The 21,212-nt window shown below is 70.4% G+C and carries 14 protein-coding genes; 5 read left to right on the top strand and 9 right to left on the bottom strand.

All coding sequences use genetic code 11. From position 1 onward, the window contains the following. Positions 1 to 49: 49 nt before the first annotated feature. On the bottom strand, positions 50 to 1,393 hold the full coding sequence (locus tag OHA61_RS26105) for a VCBS repeat-containing protein (RefSeq protein ID WP_406305075.1): 1,344 nt from the start codon (positions 1,391 to 1,393) through the stop codon (positions 50 to 52). Positions 1,394 to 1,848: 455 nt separating this feature from the next. Here OHA61_RS26105 and OHA61_RS26100 point away from each other — a divergent pair, with 455 nt between their 5' ends. After that, positions 1,849 to 2,430, top strand: coding sequence for a glycosyltransferase (locus OHA61_RS26100; protein ID WP_406307467.1), 582 nt, complete (start codon positions 1,849 to 1,851; stop codon positions 2,428 to 2,430). Between the two features lie 307 nt (positions 2,431 to 2,737). Continuing rightward, positions 2,738 to 3,340 (top strand): acyltransferase, encoded by a 603-nt coding sequence (locus OHA61_RS26095; protein ID WP_266476420.1) that lies wholly within the window; start codon positions 2,738 to 2,740, stop codon positions 3,338 to 3,340. Positions 3,341 to 3,412: 72 nt separating this feature from the next. Here the strand turns inward: OHA61_RS26095 and OHA61_RS26090 are convergent, their stop codons facing one another. Next, positions 3,413 to 4,468 carry a hypothetical protein gene (locus OHA61_RS26090; protein WP_406305074.1) on the bottom strand — a complete coding sequence of 352 codons (1,056 nt, stop codon included), beginning with the start codon at positions 4,466 to 4,468 and terminating at the stop codon, positions 3,413 to 3,415. Positions 4,469 to 4,880: 412 nt separating this feature from the next. On the opposite strand from OHA61_RS26090, the gene wecB reads away from it, so the two are divergent. The 3 genes from wecB to OHA61_RS26075 all read left to right on the top strand — a co-directional run bounded on the left by wecB (position 4,881) and on the right by OHA61_RS26075 (position 9,626). Next, the gene (gene wecB, locus OHA61_RS26085; RefSeq protein WP_361914167.1) at positions 4,881 to 5,984 is read left to right on the top strand and encodes a non-hydrolyzing UDP-N-acetylglucosamine 2-epimerase; all 1,104 of its coding nucleotides are present in this window, start codon (positions 4,881 to 4,883) and stop codon (positions 5,982 to 5,984) included. Between the two features lie 166 nt (positions 5,985 to 6,150). After that, on the top strand, positions 6,151 to 7,506 hold the full coding sequence (locus OHA61_RS26080) for a glycosyltransferase (RefSeq protein ID WP_406307465.1): 1,356 nt from the start codon (positions 6,151 to 6,153) through the stop codon (positions 7,504 to 7,506). Then, positions 7,503 to 9,626 (top strand): glycosyltransferase family 1 protein, encoded by a 2,124-nt coding sequence (locus tag OHA61_RS26075; protein WP_406305073.1) that lies wholly within the window; start codon positions 7,503 to 7,505, stop codon positions 9,624 to 9,626. The genes OHA61_RS26080 and OHA61_RS26075 overlap by 4 nt, the downstream gene beginning before the upstream one ends. Positions 9,627 to 9,782: 156 nt before the next feature. On the opposite strand, the gene galE is transcribed toward OHA61_RS26075, so the two are convergent. From galE to OHA61_RS26040, 7 genes are all read right to left on the bottom strand, one after another. Then, positions 9,783 to 10,763 (bottom strand): UDP-glucose 4-epimerase GalE, encoded by a 981-nt coding sequence (galE, locus tag OHA61_RS26070; protein WP_406305072.1) that lies wholly within the window; start codon positions 10,761 to 10,763, stop codon positions 9,783 to 9,785. Positions 10,764 to 10,842: 79 nt separating this feature from the next. After that, positions 10,843 to 12,126: a nucleotide sugar dehydrogenase gene (locus OHA61_RS26065; RefSeq protein WP_324981496.1), complete on the bottom strand. Its 1,284-nt coding sequence runs from the start codon at positions 12,124 to 12,126 to the stop codon at positions 10,843 to 10,845. Then, positions 12,123 to 13,772, bottom strand: a complete 1,650-nt coding sequence (locus OHA61_RS26060; RefSeq protein WP_406305071.1) for a glycosyltransferase family 2 protein — start codon at positions 13,770 to 13,772, stop codon at positions 12,123 to 12,125. The genes OHA61_RS26065 and OHA61_RS26060 overlap by 4 nt, the downstream gene beginning before the upstream one ends. Before the next feature lie 11 nt (positions 13,773 to 13,783). Then, a complete protein-coding gene (locus tag OHA61_RS26055) occupies positions 13,784 to 14,794 on the bottom strand; it encodes a Gfo/Idh/MocA family protein (protein WP_389369761.1) in 1,011 nt (336 codons plus the stop codon). Positions 14,795 to 14,796: 2 nt separating this feature from the next. Continuing rightward, positions 14,797 to 15,915 (bottom strand): DegT/DnrJ/EryC1/StrS family aminotransferase, encoded by a 1,119-nt coding sequence (locus OHA61_RS26050; RefSeq protein ID WP_324981502.1) that lies wholly within the window; start codon positions 15,913 to 15,915, stop codon positions 14,797 to 14,799. 332 nt (positions 15,916 to 16,247) lie between these two features. Beyond that, positions 16,248 to 20,189 (bottom strand): Rne/Rng family ribonuclease, encoded by a 3,942-nt coding sequence (locus tag OHA61_RS26045; protein WP_406305070.1) that lies wholly within the window; start codon positions 20,187 to 20,189, stop codon positions 16,248 to 16,250. Between the two features lie 231 nt (positions 20,190 to 20,420). Next, on the bottom strand, positions 20,421 to 21,197 hold the full coding sequence (locus tag OHA61_RS26040) for a TIGR03936 family radical SAM-associated protein (protein WP_324991328.1): 777 nt from the start codon (positions 21,195 to 21,197) through the stop codon (positions 20,421 to 20,423). Positions 21,198 to 21,212: the final 15 nt, after the last annotated feature.

The raw sequence follows: 21,212 nt of genomic DNA, 5'->3' as shown, positions 1-21,212 counted from the left end.
CTACTCCCCTTGCTGTTCACATCAGTTCCTCGAGATCCGCGCGGCTCGGTCATCGGACGACGGCACCGAACGCGACGCCACCGGCCGGGATGCCGCCTTCGCCGGGCTTCCAGGTCTGGGTCGGAGTACCGCCCGTCGCCACGTTCCAGGGGAAGCCGTACACGGCGCGCCCCTCGGCGGGGCCGTACGGGATGCCGACGTAGAGCAGCGAGGGGCTGCTCGCGACACTCAGGCCGGCGAGGAGCTGATTGGACGGCGTGGAGGGGATGCCGGCGCCCGGCTCGATCCAGCTGTCACCAGTGCCGGGGGCACCAAGCATCGAGAAGACCTGCACACCGCCCTTGTCGCGGTGCTCCTCCGAGGACTCCTCCCCAGGAACGCCGACCGCGAGGCGCATGGTGGAAGCGGTGCCGACCGCGCTGGGCGTGGTGTTGACCGCGGTGAGGCGCTGGCCGAAGAAGTCGCCGGCCTCGGCCTCACCTTCCACATCGGCCGTGTTCTGGTCGAGCCAGTTCAGCTGGGTGACAGTGCCCGCAGCCGTCGCGTGATAGATCTGCACCGCTCCGGCGTCTGCCGCGCCGGCCAGGTCCTCTCCGGGCGTGCCCACGGCGAACAGGAAGTCGGTGGCGGCAGTAGCGCCCGCCGGCCGGTACGGGGCGATGGCCATCGACGTGCCGTAGCGGTCCCCGGACTCGGCGGACGCTTCCTTACCCGGTTCACGGGTCTGGCCCATGCCCCAGGACGGCGAAGGGATGCCGTCGGTGTTGATCGACGGCCGGAACGACATCACGGCGCCGGCGGCCCGGTCGGTGTCGATCGATTCGCCGGGTACTCCTACGACGAAGACCTGTCCGGCCGCCACGACCGACGCGCCGAACTGGTCGTACGCCTCGGCGTCTTCCCAGACGCCGGGGTGGTCCTGAGTGATCGAGGCGACTTTCTGGTCCGGGCCGTAGACGGTGCTGACCATTCCCATGTCCGGCTTTCCAGTGCCGTCCTCGCCAGGAATTCCAATGATCAGAAACACATTGTTCGTCGTCGACTTGGTGGCAGCGACGGAATAGCCGACCCAGTCCTCGGTCTCGTAGGCCTCGCCCAGGTGCCCGTCAGAGCCCTGCCGGAGTCCCTTGGACGGGGTGCCCTGGCCGATACCGGCCGTCGAACCGTAGATGAGATGAACGAGCCCGGCATCCTGCGTGGTGCCCACGTCCTCGTAGGGGATGCCCACGGCCAGATCGCTGCAGCCGTCCAGGTCCGCATCGTAAACGGCGAACGAGAACCCGAACTGGTCCCCAGCCTCGGCCGAGTCGGAGACATTGGGCATGTCCTGTGAGACCTCAACGGTCCCCTTGCCGCCTCCGAGGACGACGTGGATCGCTCCCGCCCGTTCCACTCCTGAGACGGTCGCGAGGGGATCCGCGATGGCTACATCTCGGATCCCGTCCCCGTTGAAGTCGTTGTCGAGGCCACCGGCACACGCGGTGGCGGCCGACGCCTGTTGCGGGGACGCAGCCCCTAGACCTACTGAAAGCAACGCCGCTGCGGCGACACCGACGGCACAGCGCCGCCAGCCCTTCCCTACGCCGGACATCTGAATTCCCACCCCACCGTTTTGGCCATAGCAGGGTGCGACTCTGACGTGTACTCAGAGAAGGATTCAAGATCACATGTCCGACATGATCATTTCTGACTGGTCACGAATCCGTCACAACTGCTTCACGAATGGCCGCCCTTTCTGCCACATCGACGCAATCCGGCCAGAGACCGCCCGTACTCCAGGGACCCCGCATGCTGACCTGATCCAGCCGAGCAGCCCTTCAACGCGCCGGCCGAAGCATGAGGTGAGGAATTGGTAAAGGGCGGTCAGCGGACTTTCGGTCCCTGGGAACGGTGTTGGTGATCATCCCGACGTACAACGAGGCTGACAACATCGAGTTGATCGCCTCGCGGGCTCGGGCCGCCGTACCCGAGGCGCACCCCCTCGTTGCCGACGACAACAGACCTGACGGCACCGGCAAGATCGTCGACGAGATCGCCGGCCACGACGATCACCTACATGTCCTGCACCGTCGCGGCAAGGAGGGCCTGGGCGCGGCCTACCTGGCAGGCTTCCACTGGGGTCTCGATCACGGCTACGGCGTGCTCGTTGAAATTGACGCCGACACCTCTCACCAGCCCGAACGATTGCCCCGGCCCCTGGAGGCGCTACCGGAGGCAGATCTTGTCCTCGGCTCGCGCTGGGTCCCGGGCGGAAGCGTCGCGAACTGGCCCAAGTCGCGCGAGTTCCCTTCTCGCGGCGGCAGCCTCTACTCGTGGGTAGGGCGGGTGGTGAAGGCCGGCTTCAAGGTCACAGAGGTCCCGATCACCTTCGTGGAACGCGAGCGCGGCGACAGCAAGATGAGCCGAGCGATTGTCGTCGAGGCTCTGTGATGAGTCGCGGCCTGGGGCATTACGGCCCGCCTCAAAGCCCCCTTGCCCCGAACCTGAAGCCCGTGTGATCTGATCGACATCACACCTCGTCGCCACTCTGTGCCATTTCTGTGGTGAACGTGTGGTACCTGTGCATAGCGTGCACGTGACTTAACAGTTGTCCGCGCTAGCTGGGTATGCCCTGGTCCGATCCAATACATACGGCAGTTACCTGATGCTCGTCTGGGCCCCGGTCGCCCTGACCCCGGGTTCGTCCCGGCTCCGACGTATGCTCGCCGGGCGAAGCAGCGCACCGGAAGGCAGAACAGTGAACTACAGGGTCCAGCCCACCGCCCAGGTCGACGAGACCGCCGTCATCGGCGCCGGGAGCAGCGTCTGGGAGCTCGCCCAGATCCGCGAGGGCGCCAAGCTCGGCGAGGGCTGTGTCGTCGGCCGCGGCGCCTACGTCGGCACCGGCGTGCAGATCGGCGACAACGTCAAGCTGCAGAACTACGCCCTGGTGTACGAGCCCGCCGAGCTCGGCGACGGTGTCTTCGTCGGCCCGGCCGTGGTGCTCACCAACGACCACAACCCTCGCTCCGTCGACCCCGACGGCAAGCAGAAGCGCGGCGGCGACTGGGAGGCCGTCGGCGTCAAGGTCGCCGAGGGCGCATCGCTCGGCGCACGCTCGGTGTGTGTCGCGCCGGTGCGGATCGGACGCTGGTCCATGGTCGCGGCCGGCGCGGTCGTCACCAAGGACGTACCGGACTTCGCGCTGGTCGTGGGCGTGCCCGCCCGGCAGATCGGCTGGGTCGGCCGGGCCGGTGTCCGTCTCGTGGAGCGCGAGGGCGAGGCCGGCGTCTGGGAGTGCCCGCAGTCCGGCACCGTGTACGTGGAGAAGGACGGCGTCCTCGCCGAGCAGGCGGTCTGACGCGCGACGGCTCCGCCACGGCAGACGAAACCCCCCGGACCCGGTCCGGGGGGTTTCGCATGCCTGTCTCGGTCAGACCCGCGTCCATGCCTCCAGCGCCAGGCCCGACTCGTCCTTCTGACGCGTGACCCGCAGCGTGCCGTCCGTACCGAAGGCCGCCATCACGACCCGGCCCCTCGCGTCGATCGCGAGCGCCGGAGCGCCCGCGCAGGGCTCACCCGTAAGAGTCCAGGTGACACCCGAGGACTCGTCCTCGGTGGGATACGCGGCCAGCGCCGGGCGGCCGGTGGCGGCGTCGCGGTGGGCGAGGATCGTGCAGTCGTGACCGTCGACGGGGGTGCGCAGCAGCGCGACAGGCCCGGTGCCCGCACCGTTGCCGAGCGGGGCCCCGTCGGAGGTCGGGCGCCAGGCGCGGACCGTGTTGTCCCCGGCGTCGTGCCAGAAGTGCGTGAGCCGGCTGCCGCCGGTGCGCTCCGAGCTGAGCGAGTCGGCCGCGGCCTTGGCGGGGATGTCGTCGGCGCGCTGGAACTTGACGCCCGGCGTCTCCTGCTCCCAGCGCATGATGTGGTCCGCGGTGGGGACGAGCAGCTCCATCAGGCCGTCCGGAGTCAGCGAGGCAGAGACCGTACCGACGCCGCCGCTGCCCTTGAGGTCGGCCCACTTGTTCCACTTGCCGGAAGGCACCTGGGCGCGTCCGCAGACGCCGCCGCCCGCGTTGCGTACGAACACATGCAGCGAGCCCTCGGCGTCGATCACGGCCGACGGGAGGCCGATCTGGCCGGCGAGATCGGGGTCGTTCGGGTAGGGGGAGCCGAGCGGATACCAGTCACGTACGGCGAGACCGGACTGGTACTGCACGGCGTACACCACATCGGTGCCGGTCCGGCCGTCCGCGAGGCGGCTGCGGCGCAGGCTCACCAGGTGGACATAGCCGTCGGCGCCCTGGGCGATGGAGAGATACGGCAGCACGCCGCGTCCGGGGATCATTTCGGGCCCGGTCCACTGGGGGCCACCGGGCCGGGTCTCGGTCCAGCGCAGCACGCCGTCCGAGCCCGGTGCGTACGCTGTGAGCCTGCCGTCCTTGCCGCGCACCAGCCAGCCGGTGGTGGGGGCCGACGAGGTGTCCACGGTGGGTATCGGAGCGGCCTTTCGGCTCGGCGGCTCGTCCGAGCTGCGCGCAGATTTCCGTCCGGACCAGACCGCCATGGCTCACCATCGTCTTTCGCGTGACCGCCCCGCAAAACTTGCGCGACGATAGTACGACAGGTTTTCGCAGCACCGACCGGGCCGCGGTCGGCCCTCACTCCCGTGCCTCGTTCACGAAATCGTTATCGATGACGCGCGCCCCCGCGCGAAGCCCCGGCCGCCGGTCCGCTCACCTCGGCCATTGCCTACCATTGCCTGGAGCACCCCTGGGAGCACGCGCTTCGCCGGGCCGGTCAGGCCGCGTCGGCGGTGGCGCGATCGCGCGGGGTGTCGGCCCGCAGTATGAGACCGTGACACGCCCCGCCAGTGACCTGACCCAGAAGAAGAGTGTTCAGTGAAAGTCATCAGCATCGTCGGTGCCCGTCCGCAATTGGTGAAGCTCGCCCCCATCGCGGCCGCGTTCGCCGAGACCGACCACGAGCACGTCATCGTGCACACCGGGCAGCACTACGACGCCGATCTCTCCGACGTCTTCTTCGACGGTCTGGGCATCCCCGACCCGGATGTGCACCTCGGTGTCGGCTCCGGCAGCCACGGCGTCCAGACCGGTGCGGTGCTCACCGCGCTCGACCCGGTGCTTGAGCGTGAGCAGCCCGACTGGGTCCTCGTCTACGGCGACACCAACTCCACGATCGCCGGTGCGCTCTCCGCGGTGAAGATGCACCTGCCGGTCGCGCACCTGGAGGCCGGTCTGCGCTCCTTCAACCGGCGCATGCCCGAGGAGCACAACCGCGTACTGACCGACCACTGCGCCGACGTCCTGCTGGCCCCGACCGAGGAGGCCATGCGCCACCTCGCCGACGAGGGCCTCAAGGACCGCGCCGTGCTGGCCGGTGATGTGATGGTCGACATCTGCCTGCGCATCCGCGACGCGGTGCTCGCCGGCGAGCACGCCGCGCCCGCGCTGCCCGAGGGCATCGACCCCTCGAAGCCGTTCCTGCTGGCGACCCTGCACCGGCCCGACAACACCGACGACCCCGAGCGCCTGGCCGCGATCATCGGCGCCATGGCCAAGCTGCCGGTGCCGGTGGCGCTGCTCGCGCACCCGCGCCTGGTCGCGCGGGCCGACCAGCACGGCATCGAGCTCACGCAGGGCTCGGTGCACGTCGGCCGTCCGCTGCCGTACGCGGGCCTGGTCGCCGCGGTGCTGGCCTCGACCGGTGTCGTCACCGACTCCGGCGGCCTGCAGAAGGAGGCCTTCCTCCTGGAGCGGATCACGACCACGATCCGTCCCGAGACCGAGTGGGTCGAAACCGTAGACACCGGTTGGAACGTCTTGGTACCCGACCCGCACGAGCTCTCCGCCGACGAGTGGGCCGCCACGGTCACCCGCGCCGTTCCGACGGCCGACCCGGGCACCCCCTACGGCGACGGACGAGCCGCGCAGAACGTTGTCCGGATCATGGAAGAGTGGAAGGGGGGCAGCCGGCGCGTGTGACGGACAAGCGCCTCAATGCAGGCTCTAATCCGTACTTGTCACCGTGCTAGCGTCACCGTTTATGTCAGCGTCTCCCAGGTCCGGGCTGCCCTCAGAAGGCCCGCGACCGCATGTCATCTATCTCGCCATCGGCTTCCCGCCGGCTGCGAAGAGCAGCGCCTACCGCATGCGCGAGACGGCGAACCAGTTCTGCAAAGCAGGCTGGGACGTCACCGTCGTCAACATCGCCCAGGAGTCCTGGGAGCGGGACTCGGGTGTCGACCTCACCCTGCTGGAGCAGGTCGACCCGCGGGTGAAGATCGTCGAGCTGCCGCTGTCCCGTGAGGACCTGGAAACGGATATCCGGCTCTACAGCGAGGACCGCGCCCTCAACCCCAACAGGTGGGTCTCGCAGCTGCGCAAGCGGCAGCAGAAGGCGTTCCCCGAGCCGAACTTCGGCGAGTGGCGCGGCGATCTGGAGCAGGCGGTGCTCGACATTCACGCGGAGCACCCGGCGGATCTGCTCGTGGCCAGCTGCGTTCCGTACGTGAATCTCGCCGCGGCCTGGAAGCTCTGGGAAGAGGCCAAGGTCCCGTACGCCGTGGACTTCCGCGACGGCTGGTCGATCGATGTGATCACCGGCATCGAGGCGTTCACCAAGGACTCCGAGATGGGCCGCTGGGAACAGAAGGTCCTCGACAACGCGGTCTCGCTGTGGGTCGTCAACGACCCGATCGCCGACCACTACCGCGCCCGCTACCCGGAGTTCGCCTCACGCGTCGAGGTCGTGCGCAACGGCTACGACGCGGACAGCTCGCCCGGCCGCGCCCACAGCCCCGACCCCGAGTCGGGTCTGGTCTTCGGCTACCTGGGCACGGTCAACTTCACGCCCGCGCACCTGGAGACGGTGCTCAACGCCTGGCGCGCGGCCCGTGAGAGGGAGCCACTGCTCGCCAACGCGCGCTTCGAGGTACGCGGCCACATCGGCAACGGAGCGGGCCGCGAGGCGAACAAGCACTCCGAGATGCTCAAGCAGGCCGAGGCTGACGGCGTGTTCTTCGGCGGCCCCGCCGCCAAGGCCGAGGTCTCCTCGATCTACGCCCGCTGGGACGCCATGGTGCTCATCCTGATCGGCGGTCGCTTCGTGACCTCCGGCAAGGTGTACGAGTACATGGCCACGGGCCTGCCGATCGTCTCGGCGCATGTCGTCGAGCACGACGCCTCGAACGTTCTCAACGGTCATCCGCTGTGGACCGGCGCCGTCGGCATCGACGAGGAAGGCCTGGCGGAGTCCTTCGTGAAGGCGGCCCACATGGCCGTCGAGACGAGCGACGAGGTCCACGCGGAAGCGATGGCGCACGCCGACCAGTTCACCCGTGAGGCCCTGATGTCCCTCGCCGTGAAGAACCTCGTCGACCGGCTCGCCACCGAGCACGGTGTACCGGCCGCGCCCGCGGAGGGCATCGTCCCCCAGACAGTCGAAGCCACGGATGTGGACGACCTCTCATCGAAGTCGATCGTCGCCGGAGGTCCCACCCCGTGACCGATGTGTTGCTCGTCGCCGCCGCCCAGCCGCAACTCGGCGTGCTGGCCGGCGCGGTGCAGAAGTTCCGCGCCCAGGGCGCCCGCGTCTATCTGGCCTGCGCCTTCGACACGAAGAGCTGCCAGGAGGAGCTCGACCGGCTCGAGCTGGACGGGTACCAGGCACTGCCGTACGGCATAGGGCATCTGCGCACCGCGACCCGCCGCAGGCTGCGCAGGCTCCCGGCGAGCCGCCGCCTGTGGATCCAGATGCGCCGCAATCCGTGGCTGCGCCGCCACGGCCTGGGAGCACAGCAGCTCGTCGCGCTCGACGCCAACGCCGTGTACACGGTCTGGCGGCTGTCCCAGTACACCAACGCGGACGCCAGCTTCGGCATCGCGCCGGCGCTGCGTGCCCTGTCGGACCCGCAGCGGACCCCGGCCCCGGCCAGGCGGAGGACACTGCCGCCCCGCTCGGTGATCGTCAGCGATGTACGCCGACAGGCCAAGGCGCTGCCCGAGACCGTGATCCGTACGGCCACGGCGCGTCCCCTGATGCGCAGCAGCGTCGGTGCCCGTCTGTGGCGCACCGCGCTCAGCGCACCTGGTGTTCCCTCGAACGTCCGGGCGCGCCTGTCCCGCCAGGTGGCCGAGGGCATGCGCTGGGCCGGCCGGCCGGGCGGCGCGACACTCGCGCTGACCACCGCCGCACAGCGCATCTCGGACCCCGCGATCAGGACGGCGCTGCTGGACGAGGCAGCCAAGACCGAGCTCAAGAGGGGCATGGCACCGCGCGCCTTCGACAGCACGGTCAAGGAGCTGCTGACCGCCGCGGACGAGCAGTACGCGTCCGGGGATCCCGAGGGCGCGGCGTCCACGCTGGACCGTGCGCTCGTCCTCGGTTTCCACCGGGTCGTCCACATCGACCAGCTCAGCTCGCCGCTGGCCAGTGACCCGGCCGCCTTCTCGGCGCCGGTGCACGGCTCGGCGGTCATGAAGAAGATCCAGCAGCCGCAGGGCAGGAAGACCCCGGCCGCGACGCCTCCGAAGGACCGGCCGCTGCGGCTGCTGGTCACCACGAGCGCCAACGACAACTTCCTCAAGCTGATCCTGTCCCACTACGAGGCCCACCAGGGCGTCGAGGTCCGCTACCTGGACCTGGCGTCCACGCCGGCCATGAAGCGCATCTCGTGGGCCGGCCGGCGGATGATAGAGAACCGTCTCGGGGGCGAGGCCCTCTACGCGGAGCAGGTCGAGCAGCTCATGCGGCCCCATCTGGACTGGGCCGACACGGTGTTCCTCGACTGGTGTGTGGCACCGGCCGTGATGCTCACGACGATCGACCCGGGTGACACCCGGATCGTGGTCCGGCTGCACAGCTACGAGGCCTTCACCCGGTGGCCGCACCTCGTGGACTTCTCCCGCGTGGACGACCTCATCTATGTCGCCGACCATGTGCAGGACCTGACGACCGCTCTGGTGCCGCAGCTCCGCGGTCCTGATGCGCCTCGTACGCACATGATCGACAACGCCATGGACCTGAGCGCCTTCAACCGCGCGAAGCCCGCCGACGCCCGTTTCAACCTCGGGCTCATCGGTGTCTCGCAGGTGGCGAAGGACCCGCTGTGGGCCATCGACGTCCTGGAGCGCGTACGCAAGCAGGACGAGCGCTACCGGCTGCTGCTGGTCGGCGGCGACATGGATCCCAAGACCAGCCGTGCCACCAAGGACTACCTGAAGGAGTTCGAGCGCCAGCTCGAACCGCTGGTGGAGTCCGGCGCCGTGGTTCGTCTCGGGCCGACGGACGACGTACCGTCCGCGCTCACCTCGATCGGCACGATCCTGAGCTCCTCTGTGCGTGAGGGCTGCCATGTCGGTCTGATGGAGGGCGCGGCCAGTGCCGCCGTCCCCGTCGTCCGCGACTGGCCCTTCTACGCCGGACGCGAGCACAGCGCCCGCACCCTCTACCCCGAGGGCTGGGTCGTCGGCTCCCCGGAGGAGGCCGCGAAGCGCATCCTCGAGGTCACGGCGACCGAGGAGAGCTGGCAGAACGCGGGCAAGCTGGCCTCCGAGCACGCGCTGTCCGCATGGGACTGGCCGGTGGTGAGCCGTCGCTTCGACGAGCTGCTGCTCGGCGAGTAGGACGGTAAGGCAGCACGAAGGGCCCCCGGGAAGTCCCGGGGGCCCTTCGGCCCTGTTCGGCCGATCTTGCCGGGCTCGCGTGCCCTGGCACGCACATCTGCTGCGGCCTGATCGACCTGACAGGGCCAAGTCGTGCACAGGTTCCAGATGCGCTGGTCAGCCGCGTGCCTCCGGGTGGCGCAGGCACCAGCCCTCCCACGCCGATGTCACCATCGCGCGCACGTCGTGACGCGCCTCCCAGCCGAGCTCCTGGCGGATGCGGTCGGCGGCGGCCACGACGCGGGCCGGATCGCCCGGCCTGCGGGCCGTGACCTCGGCCTTGCTGTCCGTGTGCCCGGTGACGTCGAGGATGATGTCGACCATCTCCGCCACCGAAACCCCTTCGCCCCGGCCGATGTTGAGGACCAGCGAGGCCGAGGGGTCCGCGGCGAGCCGCCGTGCCGCCGCGACATGCGCGGAGGCGATGTCCTCGACGTGGATGTAGTCGCGGATGCACGTGCCGTCGGGCGTCGCGTAGTCGTCGCCGAAGATGCGCGGCGGCTCGCCCGCGGTCAGGCGCTCGAAGACCATCGGCACGAGGTTGAAGATCCCCTCGTCGCCCAGCTCCGGCGAGGCCGCGCCGGCGACGTTGAAGTAGCGCAGGGAGGCGGTCGCCATCCCGTGCGCCCCGCCGACGGCGGTGACCAGCCATTCACCCGCGAGCTTGGTCTCGCCGTACGGGCTCATCGGCAGACAGGGCGTCGCCTCGGTCACCAGGTCGACGTCGGGCATGCCGTAGACGGCCGCCGACGAGGAGAACAGGAACCGGCCGACGCCTGCTGCGGCAGACGCTTCGATCAGGACCCGCAGACCCTCGACGTTCTCGCGGTAGTAGAACAGGGGCTTCTCCACCGATTCGGCCACCTGCTTCTTGCCCGCGATGTGCACGACTCCGGTGATCGCGTGCTCGGCCAGGACACGGCCCACCAGCTCACCGTCGAGGACGGAGCCGGCCACCAGCGGTACGCCCGCGGGCAGCCGGTCGGCGCTGCCGGTGCTCAGATCGTCGAGGACGACGACGCTCTCGCCACCGTCGGTCATCGCCTTCACCACATGGGAGCCGATGAATCCGGCGCCGCCCGTGATCAGCCACGTCATGTCAATACCCCTTGCGGAACGGCCCCGTCCCGGTGACTCGGGACGGGGCCACTGTGTCGCTCCAGTACTGCGTACTAAATCAGCCGCCGATGACAACCCGGCGGACGCCTTCCCAGCGCGCCGGGTCGGTGGTGCGCCGGCCGTCGACCAGGACGCGGACGTCCGGCAGGTCGGATGCGGCCAGCTCGCGGTACTCGGCGTGGTCGGCCTGCAGGATCGCGGCGGTGACGGTCTGGCCCTCGTGCGGGGTCAGGCCGTGCGCGGTGAGCTCCTCGGCCGTGTACATCGGGTCCGACACGAAGGGGACGGCCCCGCGCGCCTTGAGCGCCTCGACGGTCGGGAAGACGCCGGAGAAGGCCGTCTCCTTCACACCGCCGCGGTAGGCGGCGCCGAGCACCAGCACGCCCACGCCCTCCAGGTCGCCGTAGGCGGCGGCCAGCAGGTCGACGGCGTACTCGGGCATGGCGGCGTTCGCCTCGCGCGCCGAGCGCACGACGGTGGCCTCCGGGTCGTTCCACAGGTACATCCGCGGGTAGATCGGGATGCAGTGGCCGCCGACCGCGATGCCGGGCTGGTGGATGTGGCTGTAGGGCTGCGAGTTGCAGGCCTCGATGACCTTCTTGACGTCGATGTCGTTCTTGTCGGCGAAGCGGGCGAACTGGTTCGCCAGGCCGATGTTGACGTCGCGGTAGGTGGTCTCGGCGAGCTTCGCCAGCTCGGAGGCCTCGGCGGTGCCCAGGTCCCAGACGCCGTTCGGCTGCGCCAGGTCCGCGCGCTCGTCGAAGTCGAGCACCTGCTCGTAGAACTCCACGCCGTGCTTCGCGGAGGCCTCGTCGATACCGCCGACGAGCTTCGGGTAGCGGCGCAGGTCGGCGAAGACCCGGCCGGTGAGCACCCGCTCCGGCGAGAAGACCAGGTGGAAGTCCTTGCCCGCGGTGAGACCGGAGCCCTGCTCCAGCATCGGGGCCCAGCGGGTGCGGGTGGTGCCGACCGGCAGGGTGGTCTCGTACGAGACGAGCGTGCCGGGCTTGAGGCCCGCGGCGATCGCCTTGGTGGCGGAGTCCATCCAGCCGAAGTCCGGCACGCCCTCGGCGTCGACGAACAGCGGGACGACGACCACCACGGCGTCGGACTCGGCGACGGCGGCGGCGGTGTCGGTGGTCGCGGACAGCAGCCCGGCGCCGACGGTCTCCTTGAGCAGACGGTCGAGGTCGTGCTCGCCGGGGAAGGGCTCGGTGCCGGCGTTGACCAGCTCGACGACCTTCTCGTTGACATCGGCGCCGATGACCTTGTGGCCCTTGGCGGCGAACTGGACGGCGAGCGGCAGGCCGATCTTGCCCAGCGCGACTACACAGATATTCATCGGGTCAGTTTCCTCTTCACACGGGACAGCAGGGCGCGCAGGCGCGGGAGACGGGACAGCAGGGCGCGCAGGCGCGCGTCCAGGCCGACTCTGGGCTCCCACAGGGGGGCCGTGGTGATGACCAGCCGTCCCTTGGGGTTCGCGTTGGCGGAGATGCGGTACGGGATCGTCTCCCGCCACCGCCGTGCGAGCGGCAGCGGCAGCCCGCAGGTCTTCACCGGGATCTCGTACGTCGAGCCGGCGACGTCCAGGTGGACACGGACGCCGAGCTTGGCGCGCTTCGGCTCGACCGGGATCCGGGCCCGGATCAGGGTGCCGCTTCCGTCGGGCATGGGCTCGCGGCTGAACTCGCCCACGGGGGCGGGCAGTTCGTGCCCTTCGGGCAGCTTGCGGCCGCCCGCCTTGTCGGAGCTCTTGGGCATGGCTCCGTTCACCAGACGGATGACGGCGGAGTCGGTGTCCCCGACCGCACCGGCCCGTACGGCGACGGCGAGCGCCAGTTGCTCGCCGGTCTGCTCCCACTCCGCGGACACAAGGCCGGTGGCCTCGGCCAGCACCGCGGGTAGGGATGCGGCGTCCGCCTCGAAGAGACGGTCGGGCAGGTCCAGCCCCCCAGTGCGGAACCCCGGGTAGCGGACGAAGGCGCGGCCGTCCTCGACAAGGACCGGCGCCCCGGCCTCGTCGGTGATGGCCTGCACGAGCTCCTGGACCGCGCCCCGCTGGGCCAGCCCGATCCGTACCCGCCGCTTGACGTCCATGGAGTCACGCAGCGCTTCGGTGAAGTACTCGTCCGCGAGACGGGCGATACCGGCACACACCTCCTGCCGGGTCTCCGCGTCCAGCGACGGGAAGTCCTCCCGGACGAGCTTGGCGAGCTCCCAGGTGAAGTGCCGCTTGAGGAGGTGATCACGCTGGGGGCCCGCCTCGACGAGCCCGGCCGCGTGCTTCATGATCTCGGCCGTGCAGCGCAGCCGCGACAGATGATCGGCGCGGTAGGTGATGTTGCTGGCGTCCCCGCGCTTCACGGCGTAGTAGCACGTGTAGTCCGCCATCACCGAGATCTTCCGGGCCCGGACACACGCCTCGATGGTGAAGGGCATGTCGCTGCCGACCGGGAGGTCCTCGGGGAAGCGCAGCTTGTACTTGTCCACCAGCTCACGGCGGAACAGCTTGGTGTTGGCCAGCGTGAACGGCAGCTCCGAGTCGTACAGGCTGATGTCCGGGTCGCTCTTCTTGAAGAGCGCCTGGTGGACATAGCGGCCGTTCGTGCCGACCATTTTGCCGATCACGACGTCGGAGTCGTGCTTGTCGGCGTAGGCCACCATCCGCGCCAACGCCTCTTTGCCGAGGTGGTCGTCGGCGCCGATGAAGTAGACGTACCGTCCGGTGGCCACGTCCAGCGCCCTGTTGCTGGGCGCGGCCGGGCCACCGGAGTTCGCCTGGTGGATCACCGTGACGGTGTCCGGGTACTTCTTCGCGAACCGGTCGAGCTCCGCTCCGCTCTCGTCCGTGGAACCGTCGTCGACGGCCACGATCTCGAGCCTGTCCCGGCCAATGCTCTGCCCGACAAGGGAGTTAAGGCATTCCGTCAGATACGGCATCGTGTTGTACACGGCGACGACGACGGTGACATCAGGACTGGTCAAGGCTCCTCGCCCTACTGGGCCGCGGGGTACGCGGAGAGATCGACGGTGATGCCCGTGGCGGCGGACTCCAGAACGGCTGCTGCGACCTCGACGGTACGAAGACCCTGGCGCAGTGTGCAAATGTCGTGCGACTTCCCGAGCACCGCGTCCCGGAAGAGCTCGTGCTCGACCAGCAGCGGCTCGCGCTTCGGGATGGCGTAGCGGATCATGTCGCCCTCGGCGACGCCGCGGAACGCCTGGACCGCTTCCCACTCGGTGGCCTGGGAGGCGTTCGCGTAGAAGGTGAGGTCGGCGGTGAGCGTGTCCGCGACGAAGCAGCCCCTCTCACCGGTGACCGAGGTGAAGCGCTCCTTGAGCGGGCTCAGCCAGTTGACCAGGTGGTTGACCATGGTGCCGTCGGAGAGCTGGCCGACCGCGGAGACCATGTCCTCGTGCGGACGGCCCGACTTGGAGACCGTGCGCGCGGAGATCGAGGTGTACGTCTGGCCGGTCACCCAGCCGGTGAGGTCGATGTCGTGGGTTGCGAGGTCCTTGACCACGCCGACATCGGCGATGCGGTGCGGGAAGGGGCCCTGGCGGCGGGTGACGACCTGGTAGACGTCACCGAGCTCGCCGGCCTCCAGGCGCTGGCGCAGGGAGCGCAGCGCCGGGTTGCAGCGCTCGATGTGGCCGACGCCGGCGACCAGGCCGCGCGACTCGAAGGCCTCGACGAGGCGGCGGGCGCCGTCGACGGTGTCCGCGACCGGCTTCTCGACGAGCGCGCCGATTCCGGCCTCGGCCAGCTGGAGGCCGACCTCCTCGTGCAATGCGGTCGGGCACGCCACGACGGCGTAGTCGATGCCGAGCGCGATGAGCTCCTCGACGGTCGACAGCACCGGGGCGCCCTGGCCCCAGCCGTTCTTGTCACCCATCGGGTCGACGACGGCGACAAGCTCGACGCCCTCCAGGCCGGCGAGTACGCGGGCGTGGTGGCGGCCCATCGAGCCGAGGCCGATCAGGCCGGCCCGAAGTCCCTGGGCGATGGTCACTGGTTCTCTCCAAGCTCGTTCACGGCGACAGCGATCCGCTCGAGGTCCTCCGCGGACAGCGAAGGGTGCACCGGCAGGGAGACGACCTCGGCCGCCGCACGCTCGGTCTCGGGCAGGTCCCAGTTACGGCCGGCCTTCTGGTCCGGCTCCCAGTACGGCTTCAGCCGGTGGATCGGGGTCGGGTAGTAGACGGCGTTGCCGACGCCCGCCTCGGTGAGCTTCGCCATGGCGGCGTCGCGGTCCCCGCCGACCCGGATCGTGTACTGGTGGTAGATGTGGCGCGCGCCCTCGGCGACGGTCGGCGTCTGTACGGCCGGCGCGGTGATGTGCTCGGTGAGGTACGCGGCGTTGGCGATGCGCTGCTCGGTCCAGCCGCCCAGCTTGGAGAGCTGTACGCGGCCGACGGCGGCGGCGACGTCGGTCATCCGCATGTTGGCGCCGACGATCTCGTTGGCGTACCGCTGCTCCATGCCCTGGTTGCGCAGGAGGCGCAGGGTGCGGGCGATCTCGGCGTCCGCCGTGGAGATCATGCCGCCCTCGAGGGAGTGCATGTTCTTGGTCGGGTAGAAGCTGAAGGTACCGCCCGAGCCGAACGCGCCGACGGGGGTGCCGTTCAGCGCGGCGGCGTGCGCCTGGCAGGCGTCTTCGACGACGGCCAATTTGTGCTTGGCGGCGATGGGCATGAGCTTGTCCATCGCGGCCGGGTGGCCGTACAGGTGCACCGGCATGATCGCGGCGGTGCGCGGGGTGATCGCGGCCTCGACGGCCGCGGGGTCCAGGCCGAAGCTGCCCGGCTCGATGTCGGCGAAGACGACATCGGCGCCGACGAGGCGGACGGCGTTCGCCGAAGCGGCGAACGAGAACGAAGGAACGATCACTTCGTCACCCGGGCCGATGCCCAAAGCCAGCAGAAGGAGGTGCAGCGCGGAGGTACCCGAGTTGACGGCCACACAGTGGCGCCCCTCGACGAGCTCCGAGAAGCCCTCCTCGAACGCGGCGACTTCGGGGCCCTGTACGACCCTGCCGCTGCGCAGTACGCGTACTGCGGCCTCGATCTCTTCCTCACCGATGACCGGGCGTGCAGCGGGAATGGGCTGCTGGTTGCTGCTCGTCATGGACGTCCTCCTTGAACACCGCAAGAGCTCTATGTGGCAGAGGTCAGGGGCGGAGCGGACGTCTCACGAGGCCGCGCATACCCCTCCGGCGCAAAGCCAACGCCCTACCGAGGATCTGGGACCGGTCTTGTCCCGAACCGGGCCGGTCACCCACCGTAGTGTCCGGAACGGGGCCCTCACCCGGCAGCGACCGCCGTCACATTATCAGGGATTTCCTAGTCAATTTCGGGGCTGTTAACGCAGCCCTGCATCGATTCGGCGACAAAAACCGCGTCCCACCCCGCACTCTGCGGGATGGGACACAGTTCGTTCACTGAGGGCTCATCAACTGTTCAGCTCTCAGTGGTCGCCGTCACTGTGGGCAGCGCCTGCTGCTCGGCCGCCGCGGTGGTCTTCTTCGCACCGGCCTTCTTCGCGGTCGTCTTCTTCGCCGCGGTCTTCTTGGCCGCCGTCTTCTTGGTGGCGGCCTTCTTCGCGGTTGCCTTCTTGGCGGTCTTGCGGGCGGCCTTCTTGGCCGGAGCGCCGGCCTCGGCCTCGTCGGCCCCGGCCTCCGGCTCCGCCTCCGGCTCGGCCGTCGCGGGGACCACGACGATCGCGGCCTCCTCGGCGCCCGACGGCGCACCGGCGGGAGCGGTGACCTTGCGGGTCACCCGGCGGCGTGCACGCGGCGGTGCCACGACGGGGGCCTCTTCGGAGAGGGGGGCCTCCGGCTCGGCGACCGGCGCCTCGGCCTGGGGGGCCTGTGCCTTGGCCTCGATGACGACCTCCGCCTCGACGGGGGTCGTCTCGGCGGCCTTCGGCGCACCGGCCGGAGCCGTCGCCTTGCGGGTGGCCCGGCGGCGGGTGCGGCCCGCCGGGGCGGCCTCGGGAGCGGGAGCCTCCGCCTCGGCGACGGGCGCCTCGGCCTGGGGCTCAGCAACCGGCGCCTCGGCCCTGGCCTCGATGACGACCTCGGCCTCGGCCGCGGGGGCCGCCGCCTTCGGCGCACCGGCCGGAGCGGTGACCTTACGGCTCGCCCGGCGGCGGCCACGGCCGCGCGTCGCGGCGGCCTCGGCCTCCGCGGCGCTGCTGTACAGCTCCTCGTCCGGCACGAACTCGGGCTCCGCCGGCGCCACCGGGGCAGCCACCTCGGCGGCGACCTCCGCCTCGGTCTCGGCCTCGGTCTCGGCCTCGGCAGCGAGCTCGTGCTCGTGGCCCTGCTCCGCGCCGCCGCGGCCGCGCTTCTTGGCGCGCTTGCCGCCGCCACCGCCACCGGGGGCGGTCGGCTGCTCCATGTGCACGATCACACCACGGCCGTTGCAGTGGACGCAGGTCTCGGAGAAGGACTCCAGCAGACCCTGACCCACCCGCTTACGGGTCATCTGGACCAGGCCCAGCGAGGTGACCTCGGCCACCTGGTGCTTCGTACGGTCGCGGCCCAGGCATTCGAGCAGACGCCGCATGACCAGGTCGCGGTTGGACTCCAGGACCATGTCGATGAAGTCGACGACGACGATGCCGCCCAGGTCGCGCAGCCGCAGCTGGCGCACGATCTCCTCGGCCGCCTCCAGGTTGTTCCTGGTGACGGTCTCTTCGAGATTGCCGCCCTGACCGGTGAACTTGCCGGTGTTGACGTCGACCACGACCATGGCCTCGGTCTTGTCGATCACCAGCGAACCGCCGCTCGGCAGCCAGACCTTGCGGTCCAGCGCCTTCATCAGCTGCTCGTCGATCCGGTACGTCGCGAAGACGTCGACCTCGGACGTCCACTTGGACAGCCGGTCGGTCAGGTCCGGGGCGACGTGGTTGACGTAGCCGTGGATGGTCTCCCAGGCCTCGCCACCGCTGACGATGACCTTGGTGAAGTCCTCGTTGAAGATGTCGCGGACGACCCGGACGGTCATGTCCGGCTCACCGTAGAGAAGGGTCGGGGCGTTGGAGCTGCCGCCGCTCTTGGCCTTCTTCTGGATGTCTTCCCACTGCCCCTGCAGACGCTCGACGTCGCGGCGCAGCTCGTCCTCGCTCGCGCCCTCGGCGGCGGTACGGACGATGACGCCCGCGTCCTCGGGGACGATCTTCTTGAGGATGGTCTTCAGACGGGCGCGCTCGGTGTCGGGCAGCTTGCGGCTGATACCAGTCATCGAGCCCTCGGGCACGTAGACCAGGTAGCGGCCGGGCAGCGAGACCTGGCTGGTCAGGCGGGCGCCCTTGTGGCCGATCGGGTCCTTGGTCACCTGGACGAGGACCGACTGGCCGGACTTGAGTGCGGCCTCGATACGGCGCGGGCCGTTCGCCATGCCCAGCGCCTCGAAGTTGACCTCACCGGCGTACAGAACGGCGTTGCGTCCCTTGCCGATGTCGACGAAGGCGGCCTCCATGGACGGCAGTACGTTCTGCACCTTGCCCAGGTAGACATTGCCGACGTACGAGGTCGCCTGCTCCTTGTTGACGTAGTGCTCGACGAGCACGTTGTCCTCGAGGACGCCGATCTGGGTGCGCTCGCCGCTCTGTCGGACGACCATCACCCGCTCGACGGCCTCGCGGCGGGCGAGGAACTCGGCCTCGGTGATGATCGGCACCCGGCGGCGGCCCTGCTCGCGGCCCTCACGGCGGCGCTGCTTCTTCGCCTCCAGACGGGTCGAGCCCTTGATGGACTGCACCTCGTCGGACGGCTCGTCGCTCTTGGCACGCGCGGGGCGCGGCTCGCGGACCTTGACGACCGTACGCTCCGGGTCGCCCGAAACCGTCTCCTCACCCTCGGCGGGCTCACCGCTGCGACGGCGACGGCGACGACGGCGACGGCTGCTGGAGGTACCGGCGGCCGAAGGGGTCCCGGACTCGCCCTCCTCCTCCTCGGCCTCCTCGTCGTACTGGGCCTCTTCGCCGGCGGTCTCCTCGGAGGGCTCCTCCGAGGTCTCGTCGGTGTCGGCGGGCTCACCGCGGCGACGGCGACGGCCACCACGGCGGCGGCGGCGCGAGGGCCGCTCGTCGAACTCGTCCGACTCCTCGCCCTCGGTCTCCGGCTCGGCCTCTGTCTCTGCCTCCGGCTCGGCCTCCTGCGCGGCGGGCGCGGGGGCCTCGACCGGCTCGGCGGCCTCACCACGACGGCGACGGCGGCGACGGCCCGCAGGCTCGGGGGCGACGGTCTCGACGACCGGCTCGACGACGTCCTCGTCCTCCTCCGGCTCGGTGTCCACGGCAGCGGCGGCGGCAGCGGCGGCCGTCTCCGGGGTCTGGAACATGGGCTCGGTGAAGACGGGGGCCTGGAACACGGCCACGGCGGGCCGTCCGGCGCGGCGTCCGCGCGCGGGTGCCTCAGCCTTCTCGCTCTCGGCCTTCGCGGGCTCGGCCTTCACGCTTTCGGCCTTCGCGGGCGGTGCGAACTCGGGCGCGGTGGCGCGACGGCGCGTACGGCCACGGGTGGCGGCCTTCTCGGCGGCCGCGACCTCGGCCTCGTCGGAGGTGATCTGGGCGACGGTGCCCGTGGGCAGGCTCTCGCCCGCCTCGACGACGTCCTCGTCCTCGTCGGCCTCGACGGCCTGGGGGGCGCCGGCGGGCGCGGTGACCTTACGGGTGGCGCGGCGGCGGGTGCGGGGCGCGGGAGCCTCGGCCTCCGGCTCGGCAACAACCTCAGGAGCCTCGGCAGCAACCTCAGCGGCCTCGGGGGCCTCAGCCGTCTCTACGGGCTGCGGGGCACCGGCGGGCGCGGACGCCCGGCGGCGGGCACGGCCACGCGGCGCGGGAGCCTCAGTCTCAGCCTCGTCCTCGACGGCCACGGCTTCGGCCGCAGCGGGCTCGGCGACCGGCTCGGGGGCCGTCACCTGGCGGGTGGCCCGACGGCGGGTACGCGGCGCGGGGGCCTCGGCCTCGGGCTCAGCACCAACCTCAGGTGCCTCAGCAGCCTCTGCGGCCTGCGGGGCGCCGGCGGGCGCGGTGACCTTACGGGTGGCGCGGCGGCGCGTGCGCGGCGCGGGAGCCTCGGCCTCCGGCTCGGCAACAACCTCAGGAGCCTCGGCGGCCTCAGCCGCCTCGGGGGCACCGGCAGGCGCGGTCGCCTTGCGGGTCGCACGGCGACGCGTACGCGGCTCGGCGGCCTCGGCCTCCGCAACATCGGCGACGACAGGGGTCTCGGCGATGTCCGCCGTGACCTCCGCGGCCTCCGTGGAACCCGCGGCCGCCGTCGGCGGCCCCGCGGGACGCGATGCTGCCCGGCGCCTGCGGCGCGGCGGCAGCGTATCGCTGGGTGAATTGTTCTCGGTCTCTCCGGCGGTGCCGGATTCGTTCGGCTCGTGCATGCGGGCGGTTCTCCCGTCACGCTCCCGGGCGCCACGCCTGATTCCGGTCCGGTCACGGCCCGCGTGATGTTCGCGGTGCCGCCGTCCGGGGCGCGGGCGCCGCACGGGAGCTGATGTATGGCTCGCCGGTTCCCTACGCGATGTACGTACGGCCTGGCGAAAGTCTCCTGTCAGTGCGCGGCCCGACCCAGGTGGCTCCCGAGTACCAGGGCTGCGCTACAACGACTGCCCTTACGCGGCGGGACCCGGCGCCGTCGCGGCGGCGATTCCGGCGGCCGTGGATGGAGCGGCCGGAACTGCCTCGCGGTCGGGCGCGAGCGGGTCGGTCACCGTGCCGGACTCCTCGTCGAAGAGCCCCTGCGCCAGCCTGGTCACCGCTGCGGGGACCGGCGGCGCCAGGTCGGCCACAGCTCGGAGACCGGACAGGACGTCGTCGGGTCGCACGGCAGGTGTTACGTGCCGAACAACCAGCCGCAGTATCGCACAGGGCCCGTCCCCCGGCCTATCAGCCGGTGAATGGAGCGCCTGCAGCTCTGCCACGGCGCCTCGTGCGTCAAAGGTCCGCAGGCCGTTCTTCGTCTTGCGCTCGACCTCCACCCTCTCGGCGCCGAGGAAGGCGGACACGGCCTGTGAAGCATCGTCGACTCCCACCCCGTCGAGCCGCAGCTCCCACACGGATGCGGTGAGCCGGTCGGCGAGCCCTGACGTACGGGCCTCGACGGCGTCAGTGATGTCCAGCCCGGCGGGCAGCGACTCGTCGAGCAGCTCACGCAGCTTGTCGGGGTCGCGATGCTCGGTGAGGGCGATCTCCAGATACTCGGCCTCACTGCCCGTGCCGGTGGGTGCGGCATTGGCGTAGGAGACCTTGGGGTGCGGTGTGAAGCCCGCCGAGTACGCCATGGGCACCTCGGCACGGCGCAGCGCCCGCTCGAAGGCACGCTGGAAGTCTCGGTGGCTGGTGAACCGGAGGCGGCCGCGCTTGGTGTAGCGCAGTCGGATGCGCTGCACCGCCGGTGCGGGCGG

Source organism: Streptomyces sp. NBC_00885 (assembly GCF_045207475.1).
Taxonomy (GTDB): Bacteria; Actinomycetota; Actinomycetes; order Streptomycetales; family Streptomycetaceae; genus Streptomyces.
The sequence above is the reverse complement of the archived record's forward strand: the minus strand, read 5'-3'. Positions and strand labels throughout refer to the sequence as shown.

What these genes read in the sequence shown, in the direction of transcription:
- galE (WP_406305072.1), bottom strand. Translation starts at nt 10,763, where the DNA reads ATGACGTGGCTGATCACGGGCGGCGCCGGATTCATCGGCTCCCATGTG.
- OHA61_RS26045 (WP_406305070.1), bottom strand. Translation starts at nt 20,189, where the DNA reads ATGCACGAGCCGAACGAATCCGGCACCGCCGGAGAGACCGAGAACAAT.
- OHA61_RS26065 (WP_324981496.1), bottom strand. Translation starts at nt 12,126, where the DNA reads ATGAATATCTGTGTAGTCGCGCTGGGCAAGATCGGCCTGCCGCTCGCC.
- OHA61_RS26080 (WP_406307465.1), top strand. Translation starts at nt 6,151, where the DNA reads ATGCGCGAGACGGCGAACCAGTTCTGCAAAGCAGGCTGGGACGTCACC.
- OHA61_RS26050 (WP_324981502.1), bottom strand. Translation starts at nt 15,915, where the DNA reads ATGACGAGCAGCAACCAGCAGCCCATTCCCGCTGCACGCCCGGTCATC.